Source organism: Streptomyces sp. NRRL B-1347, from assembly GCF_000720325.1.
GTDB lineage: Bacteria > Actinomycetota > Actinomycetes > Streptomycetales > Streptomycetaceae > Streptomyces.
On the sequence record NZ_JOJM01000117.1, the window covers coordinates 1 to 10111 of the forward strand.

The 10111-nt window shown below is 69.7% G+C and carries 3 protein-coding genes, 1 tRNA gene, 1 rRNA gene and 1 pseudogene; 1 reads left to right on the forward strand and 5 read right to left on the reverse strand.

The features are described 5' to 3' along the window. Window positions 1–97: 97 nt before the first annotated feature. Both IG74_RS53880 and IG74_RS0142485 read right to left on the reverse strand, forming a co-directional pair. Window positions 98–334: pseudogene (locus IG74_RS53880) on the reverse strand (response regulator); the annotation flags it as partial. 217 nt (window positions 335–551) lie between these two features. Next, the gene (locus tag IG74_RS0142485; RefSeq protein ID WP_030688728.1) at window positions 552–6065 is read right to left on the reverse strand and encodes a HAMP domain-containing protein; all 5514 of its coding nucleotides are present in this window, start codon (window positions 6063–6065) and stop codon (window positions 552–554) included. A gap of 265 nt (window positions 6066–6330) precedes the next feature. Here IG74_RS0142485 and IG74_RS0142490 point away from each other — a divergent pair, with 265 nt between their 5' ends. Continuing rightward, the gene (locus tag IG74_RS0142490; protein ID WP_234334640.1) at window positions 6331–8991 is read left to right on the forward strand and encodes a SpoIIE family protein phosphatase; all 2661 of its coding nucleotides are present in this window, start codon (window positions 6331–6333) and stop codon (window positions 8989–8991) included. Between the two features lie 85 nt (window positions 8992–9076). On the opposite strand, the gene IG74_RS0142495 is transcribed toward IG74_RS0142490, so the two are convergent. The 3 genes from IG74_RS0142495 to rrf all read right to left on the reverse strand — a co-directional run. Continuing rightward, window positions 9077–9149 (reverse strand) — tRNA-Thr (locus tag IG74_RS0142495). 87 nt (window positions 9150–9236) lie between these two features. Further along, complete coding sequence (locus IG74_RS0142500) at window positions 9237–9914, reverse strand: DegT/DnrJ/EryC1/StrS family aminotransferase (RefSeq protein WP_030688732.1); 678 nt, start codon at window positions 9912–9914, stop codon at window positions 9237–9239. A gap of 100 nt (window positions 9915–10014) precedes the next feature. After that, window positions 10015–10111 (reverse strand): 5S ribosomal RNA (gene rrf / locus IG74_RS48425); the annotation flags it as partial.

Consider the following 10111-nt stretch of genomic DNA (forward strand, 5'->3'; position numbering starts at 1 on the left):
CCATGCGCGGCAGCCCCTGGACACCCACCACCTCCTGAAACCCCGGGCCACCCGGCGATCCAGCATGCCCACCAGCCCCCACAGACCTAACCAGTTACACCGCGAAGTCGTCCGTCAGCAGCGCTTTGAGCGCTTCCTCCCCGGACGATGCCCGCACCAGCGTCTGATCGAGCGCAGAGAGGATGGCCTCCAGCGCCAGCAGATTCTCCGGCCGGTCATCGACCAGGAGGATCTTGGCCTTCTGCACCATGGCCCGCCCTCCTCGCCCCGGCGGTACACCGGGCGCCGCCCCAGGGGACGACTCCCTTGCGCCGTCCGTCCTTGTGCCGGTCATGGTAGCCGCACCCCGCCCGTCGCCACACCCTGTCACCGCGATGTCACTGTGCACGTAGCAGAAACGCAGTGGCGGACCAGAAGGTTCCCCGAATACCGCGCTTCTACACGGCGCCGGCCACACTCTGTCAGCAACTCCGCGTAGCGGCGCGGCTTCTCCCGGCGCCTCACCCGTGGTCCGGGAGAGCGGCCGGGAGGGCCGCCGCGACCACGCTCCGTCACTCCCCCCGCATCCACTGGTCCATGACCGACAACAGGTGATCGGGATCGACCGGTTTCGTCACGTAGTCGGACGCTCCGGAGTCGATGGCCTTCTCCCGGTCGCCCTTCATCGCCTTCGCGGTGAGCGCGATGATCGGAAGCCCGGCGAACTGCGGCATCCTGCGGATCGCCGTCGTCGTCGCGTAGCCGTCCATCTCCGGCATCATGATGTCCATCAGAACGACCGTCACGTCGTCGTGCTGCTCCAGGACCTCGATACCCTCGCGGCCGTTCTCCGCGTACAGCACCGACAGGCCGTGCTGCTCCAGGACGCTGGTGAGCGCGAACACATTGCGGATGTCGTCGTCGACGATGAGGACCTTCTCGCCGTCGAACCGGAACGCCGCGCGCGGGCACGTCGCGTCCTGCGCGACGCCCTCCTGCCACTGCTCCTGCGCGCCCGCGCCGGCCCCGTGGCCCGGCTGCGGAACCGCGTTCACGGGCTCCGCGGCGGACACGGCCCGGCGGCGGCGCCGGAACAGCGCGGCGGGCCCGGCGTGCCGCTCCGGGGCCTCCGTGCGCGCCGTCCCGGGAGCGGTGGTGTCGGCGGCCGCGTTCCCCGCGACCTCGCTCAGGCTCTCCAGGGCGGGCAGCGCGGGGGTCGCGGGCGAGGCGAGCTGGGCGTACCCCTGCGGCGGCAGTTCGCTCGGGTGCAGGGGCAAATACAGCGTGAAGGTGGAGCCGCGGCCCGGTTCGCTGGCCGCGTGGATCTCGCCACCGAGCAGCCGCGCGATCTCCCGGCTGATGGACAGGCCCAGACCGGTGCCGCCGTACTTGCGGCTGGTCGTGCCGTCCGCCTGCTTGAACGCCTCGAAGATCACCCGCATCTTGCTGGCCGCGATGCCGATGCCGGTGTCGGCCACGGAGAAGGCGATCAGGTCGGCGTCCGGGTCGCGCAGCGAACCGGCCTCCAGGAGCTGCTCCCGGATCGCGTTCGGCACGTCGTTGCTGGCGAGCCGGATGACGAGCTCGACCGCGCCGGTGTCGGTGAACTTGACCGCGTTGGCCAGCAGATTCCGCAGTACCTGAAGGAGACGTTGCTCGTCCGTGTGCAGCGTCGCGGGCAGCTCCGGCGATACGCGTACGGAGAAGTCGAGCCCCTTCTCGGCGGTCAGTGGACGGAAAGTGGCCTCTACGTAGTCCACGAGTTGGACGAGCGCGATGCGCGTCGGGCTGACGTCCATCTTGCCCGCCTCGACCTTCGACAGGTCCAGGATGTCGTTGATCAGCTGGAGCAGGTCCGAGCCGGCCCCGTGGATCGTTTCGGCGAACTCCACCTGCTTGGGGGTGAGGTTCGCGTCGGCGTTGTCCGCGAGCAGCTTGGCGAGGATCAGCAGGGAGTTGAGCGGCGTCCGCAGCTCGTGCGACATGTTCGCCAGGAACTCGGACTTGTAGCGCATCGACACCGCGAGCTGCTCGGCACGCTCCTCGAGGACCTGCCGGGCCTCTTCGATCTCGGTGTTCTTCACCTCGATGTCGCGGTTCTGCTGGGCGAGCAGCGCGGCCTTCTCCTCCAGCTCGGCGTTGGAGTCCTGGAGCGCCTTCTGCCGGTTCTCCAACTCCTCCGAGCGGTCGCGCAGTTGCTCGGTGAGCTCCTGCGACTGCTTGAGCAGCATCTCCGTCTTCGTATTGACGCTGATGGTGTTGACGCTCGTCGCGATCATCTCGGCGATCTGGCTCAGGAAGTCCTTCTGGATCTGTGTGAACGGCTGGAACGACGCCAGCTCGATCACCCCGAGCACCTTGCCTTCGAAGAGCACCGGCAACACGATGACCTGCGCAGGAGGCGCCTCACCGAGCCCGGAGGCGATCCGCAGATAGCCGGAGGGCACGTTCTCCATGAGGATCGTGCGGCGCTCCTTGGCAGCCGTGCCGATCAACGTCTCACCGGGCCGGAACGAGGTGGGCATCGACCCCATCGAGTAGCCGTAGCTGCCCAGCATCCGCAGCTCGTACGCGTCCTCGTCGCGCCCCGGGTCGTTCGTGTCGTCGGTGGCCATCGCGAGGAAGAACGCCCCGTGCTGCGCCGAGACCACCGGCGTCAGCTCGCTCATGATCAGCGAGGCGACGTCCTCCAGGTCGCGGCGGCCCTGCATCAGGCCGGAGATGCGGGCCAAGTTGCCCTTGAGCCAGTCCTGTTCCTTGTTGGCGAGCGTGGTGTCGCGGAGGTTCGCGATCATCGTGTTGATGTTGTCCTGGAGGACCTGGATCTCGCCCGCCGCGTCCACGTCGATCTTCAGATTGAGGTCGCCGCGGGTCACCGCGGTGGCCACGGCCGCGATCGCGCGCACCTGCCGGGTGAGGTTCCCGGCCATCTCGTTCACGGACTCCGTGAGGTCGCGCCAGGTGCCGTCGATGTCCCGCACGCGCGCCTGACCGCCCAGCTGGCCCTCGGTGCCCACCTCGCGGGCGACGCGGGTGACCTCCTCGGCGAAGGACGAGAGCTGGTCGACCATCGTGTTGATGGTCGTCTTGAGCTCCAGGATCTCACCGCGCGCGTCGATGTCGATCTTCTTGGTGAGGTCGCCCTTGGCGATGGCCGTCGTGACCATCGCGATGTTGCGGACCTGTCCGGTCAGGTTGGACGCCATGCCGTTGACGGACTCGGTGAGGTCCTTCCAGGTGCCGGAGACGCCCGGTACGCGGGCCTGGCCGCCGAGGATGCCGTCCGTGCCCACCTCGCGCGCCACCTTGGTGACCTGGTCGGCGAACGAACTCAGCGTCTTCACCATGGTGTTGAAGGTGTCGGCGAGCTGCGCGACCTCGCCGCGCGCCTCGATCGTCACCGTCTTCGTCAGGTCGCCGTTGGCGACGGCCGCGGCGACCTGGGAGATGTTCCGCACCTGCATGGTCAGGTTGTTGGCCATCAGGTTGACGTTGTCGCTGAGGTCCTTCCAGATGCCCGTGACGCCCGGGACGCGGGACTGGCCGCCCAGCTTGCCCTCCGTGCCCACCTCTCGCGCGACCCGCGTGACCTGCTCGGCGAACGACGACAGCTGGTCGACCATCGTGTTCACGGTCGTGACGAGCTCGAGGATCTCGCCCTTGGCGTCCACGGTGATCTTCTTGGACAGGTCACCGCGGGCGACGGCGGTCGTGACCTCGGCGATGTTGCGCACCTGGAGCGTCAGGTTGTTCGCCATGCCGTTCACGGACTGCGTCAGGTCCTTCCACGTACCCGACACGCCCTGCACCTCGGCCTGACCGCCCAGGATGCCGTCCGTACCCACCTCGCGGGCCACGCGCGTCACCTGCTCCGCGAAGGCCGAGAGCTGGTCCACCATCGTGTTGAGGGTGTTCTTCAGCTCCAGGATCTCGCCGCGCGCGTCCACGTCGATCTTCTGCGACAGGTCGCCGCGCGCCACCGCCGTGGCCACCTGCGCGATGTTGCGGACCTGCGCGGTGAGGTTCCCCGCCATGCCGTTCACGGAGTCCGTGAGGTCGCGCCACACGCCCGCGACGCCGGGGACCTGCGCCTGGCCGCCGAGCCTGCCCTCCGTACCCACTTCCCGGGCGACGCGCGTCACCTGGTCGGCGAACGCGGACAGCTGGTCGACCATGGTGTTGATGGTGTTCTTGAGCTCCAGGATCTCGCCGCGGGCGTCCACGTCGATCTTCTGGGAGAGGTCACCGCGCGCCACCGCCGTCGTCACCTGGGCGATCTGGCGGACCTGCGAGGTCAGATTGCCCGCCATGAAGTTGACGGAGTCCGTCAGCTCCTTCCAGGTGCCGCTCACGCCGTCCACGCGCGCCTGACCGCCCAGGCGCCCCTCGGTGCCCACGTCCCGCGCCATCCGCGTGACCTGGTCGGCCATGGACGACAGCTGGTCCACCATCGTGTTCACGGTGTTCTTCAGCTGGAGCATCTCGCCGGAGACGTCCACGGTGACCTTCTGCGACAGGTCGCCGTTCGCCACCGCCGTCGTCACCTGCGCGATGTTGCGGACCTGTCCGGTCAGGTTGCGGAAGGCGGTGTTCACCGAGTCGGTGAGGTCCTTCCAGGTGCCCGCCGCGCCCGGCACCTGCGCCTGGCCGCCGAGCTGGCCCTCGGCACCGACCTCGCGCGCCACCCGGGTCACTTCGTCACCGAAGGACGACAGCTGGTCCACCATCGTGTTCACGGTGTTCTTGAGTTCGAGCATCTCGCCCGCGACGTCGACCGTGACCTTCTGCGACAGGTCGCCGTTCGCCACCGCCGTCGTCACCGTGGCGATGTCACGGACCTGCGTCGTCAGATTCCGGAAGACCGTGTTGACGGAGTCCGTCAGGTCCTTCCAGGTGCCGGCCGCGCCCGGGACATTGGCCTGGCCGCCGAGCTGCCCCTCGGCGCCGACCTCGTTGGCCACGCGCGTGACCTCGTCGGCGAACGTCCGCAGCGTCTCGGTCATCTGGTTGATGGTCCCGGCGAGCTGCGCCACCTCGCCACGCGCGCTCACCCGTACCTTCTGCGACAGGTCTCCGTTGGCGACGGCCGTCGTGACCTGGGCGATGCCGCGCACCTGCGCGGTCAGGTTCCCGGCCATCAGATTGACCGAATCCGTGAGGTCCTTCCACACGCCCGCGACGCCCGGCACCTGCGCCTGCCCGCCGAGCTCGCCCTCCGTACCGACCTCGCGCGCGACGCGCGTCACCTCGGAGGAGAACGAGGACAGCTGGTCCACCATCGTGTTGACGGTGTTCTTCAGCTCCAGCATCTCGCCGGCCACGTGCACCGTGACCTTCCGGGACAGATCGCCCTTCGCCACGGCGGTCGTCACCAGCGCGATGTCCCGCACCTGCGCCGTCAGGCGGTACGCCATCGTGTTGACGGAGTCCGTGAGGTCCTTCCACGAACCGGACATGCCGCGCACCCGGGCCTGCCCGCCCAGCTTGCCCTCCGTGCCCACCTCACTGGCCACGCGCGTGACCTCGTCGGTGAACGTCGACAGCTGGTCCACCAGGTTGTTGACCGTGCGCCCGACCTTCAGGAACTCGCCGCGCAGCGGATGGCCGTTGCCGTCCGCCACGTGCGCGCGCAGCTCCATCCGCTGCTCCAGGTCGCCGTCGGCGACCGCCGAGAGCACCCGGCCGACCTCGGAGACCGGCCGTACGAGATCGTCGACCAGGTCGTTCGACGCGTCGATCGCGGCCGCCCAGGAGCCCTCCATCGCCCCGGCCTGGAGCCGCTCTGTGAGCTTCCCCTCACGCCCCACCGTGCGCCGCACTCGCGACAGCTCGCCGGTCAGGTGCAGATTCCGGTCCGCCACCTCGTTGAACACGGCGGCGATCTCCGACATCACGTCGTCGCCGGTGACCGTGAGCCGCTTGCGGAAGTTCCCGTCCCGCATCGCCACGAGTGCGGTCTGCAGCCTGTTCAGGGCCGCCGCCTCCACCGTGACCGTCGTCCCGTTGCGCGGCTTGCGCTGACCGTTCAGGGACCGTCCGTCCTTCGCGCGCGTCTTACTGCCCCGCGTCGCAGCGCCAGACTCCACTGTGTCCCTCCCGCAAGGGTCGACCGTACTGCTCGGGCTCTCGTCATCAAGCCTGCCCAGTGTTTCACCATGGCCGAACCAGGCCATAACAGTTCGGCAGCTTCGCACACCGTCCGCACACCCTCCGGGCGGAAACACTGGCGACCGGCATCAGCATGGACGGCGAAGGTAAGTAACCTGGCATCCGGCTGTCCAACCACCCCGGTCCTGCCCGGCCAGGGCGGTGGCACACATATTCAGCGGGCATCGGAGGGGCGGCCGCACCATGGGACTGCAGATTCCCGGGGGACAACGGACGAGGAGCTCTGTGATCACCGCGCGCGCGGCTGCGACTTTCGAACCCGTCGGGCGTTCCGTCGCGACGGCCCGCTCGTTCGTCCGGGACACCCTTCAGGGGTGGGGGTTTTCGGACATCGTCGACGACGCGGTCGTCCTCACCAGCGAGCTGGTGACGAACGCCGTCGTGCACGCGGGCACCGCCGCCGACGTCCAGTGCCTGCGCACCGACGACGCCGTCCGCATCGAGGTCTCCGACCGCTATCCCGAGCGCGAGATCCCCCTCCAGAACTCCCCCGCCACCATGGGCAGCCCCGACCGCGAGGGCGGCCGCGGCCTCCAGCTCTGCGCCGCGCTCGCCACCCGCTGGGGCGTCGACTACACCCCCACGCACAAGCAGGTCTGGTTCCAACTCGACCTGCCCGACCGCCCCGTGGGCACCCGCACCGCGGGGCCGACGCTGCCGCCGGACCTGCTCCCGATCACCGACGGCCGCGTCCGCGTCGCCGTCGTCCAGATCGACAGGACCGGCGCGATCTCGGCCTGGAACGAGGACGCGGAGGAACTCTTCGGGTACGTCGCCGAGCAGGTCACCGGCAAGCCCCTCACCGACTTCGCCGCCTGGCCGCACACCCCCGGCACCAGCACCGGCATCGCCGACGCCCTCCAGCTCTCGCGCTGGGAGGGCAGCTACGGCATCCGCGACGCCGGCGGCCGCGTCACGCCCGTGTACGCCTCGCACCTGCGCGTCCGCGACACGGACGGCGAACCCTCCACGGTCTGTCTGCTGGTACGCGACGACGAGCGCGCCGTCCTGCAGACCCCGCTGCGCGGCCCGTCGCCCGACTCCGGCTCCCTCAGCGAGCCGCACGCCGCCGACCCCTTCGAGGTCTTCATCGGCTCGCCCACGCCCGAGGACCTGGACGGCCTGCTCCAGCGCACCGTCGAGCGCGCCCGCGACATGCTCGACGGCGACGCGGCCTTCCTGCTCCTGGCCACGGACGACGAGACGGAACTGGAAGTACGCGCCTCCACCGGTCTCCCCTCCGCCCGCCAGCGCTTCGCCCGCGTCCCCGTCGAGGCGGGCACCGGCCGCTACGGCTCCGCCCGCATGCCCGCCGTCCACGAGGACCTCACGGTCGTCCCGGACGCCGTGCCCCTCCTGAAGAGCACGGGCATGCGCTCGGTCGTCACGGTCCCGCTGAAGGTCGAGGGCCGCCTCACGGGCTCGCTCGGCGTCGCCGCCGAGGCCCCGAACCGGTACTCGAACGAGGAGGCCCTGCGGCTCCAGTTCGCCGCCGACCGCATCGCCCTGGGCATCGAGTCGGCCCGCCTCGGCGATCTGCAGCGCCTGCGCCGCGGCTCCCTCTCCTTCCTCGTCGAGGCCTCCGACCTGCTCGCGGGCACCCTCGACCGGGACCAGACCCTCGCGCTCATGGCGCAGATGACGGTCCCCACGCTCGCCACCTGGTGCGCCGTCTACACCATCGCCGACCAGGCGTCGGAGCCGTACCTCTCGTACGTCCTGCACGAGGACGAGGAGCGCATCGATGGCTTGAAGGCGCTCCTGAAGAAGGTCGCCCCGCCGGAGCCGGTGCCCACCCCGGGCGCCCGCATCTGGAAGGCGCCGTCCGAGGCCGCCCACCAGTCGGCCCTGCGCGCGTCCATGCGCAACCTCGGCCTCGGCGAGCCCATGTCCGTCACGACCAGCATGGGCACCTCGCTGTCCACGGCGTCCGCGGTCGGCGGCGAGACGGTCGTCCTGCCCCTGGTCGCCCGCAACCGCGTCATCGGCATGCTCACGCTCGGCAAGCCCTCCGACGAACACTTCCGCCAGGAGATCCTGGAGCTCGCCGAGGACCTGTCCCGCCGGGCCGCCCTCGCCCTGGACAACGCCCGCCTGTACTCGGAGCGCACGGCGATCAGCCAGTCCCTCCAGCGCAGCCTCCTCCCGCCCGGCCTGCCCCAGGTCCCGGGCGTGGAGGTCGAGGTCATCTACCGCGCGGCGGGCGAGGGCAACGAGGTCGGCGGCGACTTCTACGACCTGTTCCCGATCCGCGACGGCAAGTACGGCTTCGCCATCGGCGACGTGTGCGGCACGGGCCCCGAGGCGGCCGCCGTGACGGGCCTGGCCCGGCACGCGCTGCGGCTGCTCGCCCGCGAGGGCTTCGACGGCCCCGCCGTCCTGGAGCGTCTGAACGCGGCGATCCTCGACGAGGGCACCCGCAGCCGCTTCCTCACCCTCCTGTACGGCGAGTTGTGGCCCCAGGAGGACGGTTCGGCGGTCTTGAAGGTCGTCTGCGCCGGCCACCCGCTGCCGCTGCGCCTGCGCCAGGACGGCACGGTCGAGCCGTACGCGGAGCCCCAGCCGCTGCTCGGCGTCATGGAGGACCTCGATCTGTACGAGCAGACGATGACGCTCGACCCGGGCGACGTCCTGCTCTGTGTCACCGACGGCGTCACCGAGCGCCGGGAGGGCACCCGCATGCTGGGCGACGACGGCCTCGCGGACGTCCTGACGACCTGTACGGGACTGACCGCGGGCGCGGTGGCGGCCCGCATCATGCGCGCGGTGGAGCGCTTCGCGACGGACGCGCCGTCGGACGACATGGCGATCCTGGCGATGCGCGTTCCGGAGCTCCACAGCTGAACTCCGGTGCCGGGAAAGGCACCGGAGGACCGGCCCACGAAACGAGAAAGGCCACCGCCTGTGAGGCGGTGGCCTTTTCGTACGGAGCCCCCAAGCGGAATCGAACCGCTGACCTTCTCCTTACCATGGAGACGCTCTACCGACTGAGCTATAGGGGCCAGTTGCGCCTTTCGCGGTTTCCCGCTCGGCAACGAAATAAATCATACCCGAACTTCGGGCGGTCTCGAAACACCCCGCTCCGGTACCTAAAACGCCGGTTGGAGCAACCCTCCGAGCGCGTTGCACGCCGATACGATCCGCTGGAGGTCGCGCCGGGAGAGCCAGGCGTCGACGGGCAGCGCGAGGGTCTCGTCCGCGGCCCGCTCCGTCTCCGGCAGTTCCACGTCCCGCCAGAACTGCGGCGTGCGGTGCAGCGGCGTCTTCACAGGCACCCGGCAGTCCACTCCCTTGGCCCGCAGGACCCGCGCGAAGGCGTCCCGGTCCGGCCGCCCGTTGCCCGGTACGCGTACGACGTACTGCTGATAGCTGTGGCTCTCGCCGCCGGCGGGCGTGTGCACGCCGGTGAGCCGGGCGGTGAGGTACTCGGCGTGCGTCCGCCGCCGTGCGACGTCGTCGTACGTGGCGCCCTGCTCGCCCTCTTCGAGCACCAGCATCCCGTGCCGCTGCCCGAGCGCGTGCAGCCGCGGCATGTCGGCCTGGTTCCCGAACCGCCGGACGGCGACGACGGCCGCCGTGCGCTCGGTGCGGACGGCGTCGATCGCGTCAGCACTGAGGCAGTACGTGGTCGGGTCGATGTCGGCGAACACCGGCATGGCTCCCACGGAGACCACGGCCTCGGCGACCGCGGCACTCCCGTACGCGGGTACGACGACCTCGTCGCCACTGCCTACGCCTGCCGCTCTGAGCAACGCTTCTGTCCCCATGTGACGGATGCTGATCGCGCAACGTGAACGGCAAGTGACGCAAAACAAAAAAGAGCTGGTCCCTGAACCGAAGTTCAGGGACCAGCTCTTATCAAAGTTTGTTCGGCGGCGTCCTACTCTCCCACAGGGTCCCCCCTGCAGTACCATCGGCGCTGTAAGGCTTAGCTTCCGGGTTCGGAATGTAACCGGGCGTTTCC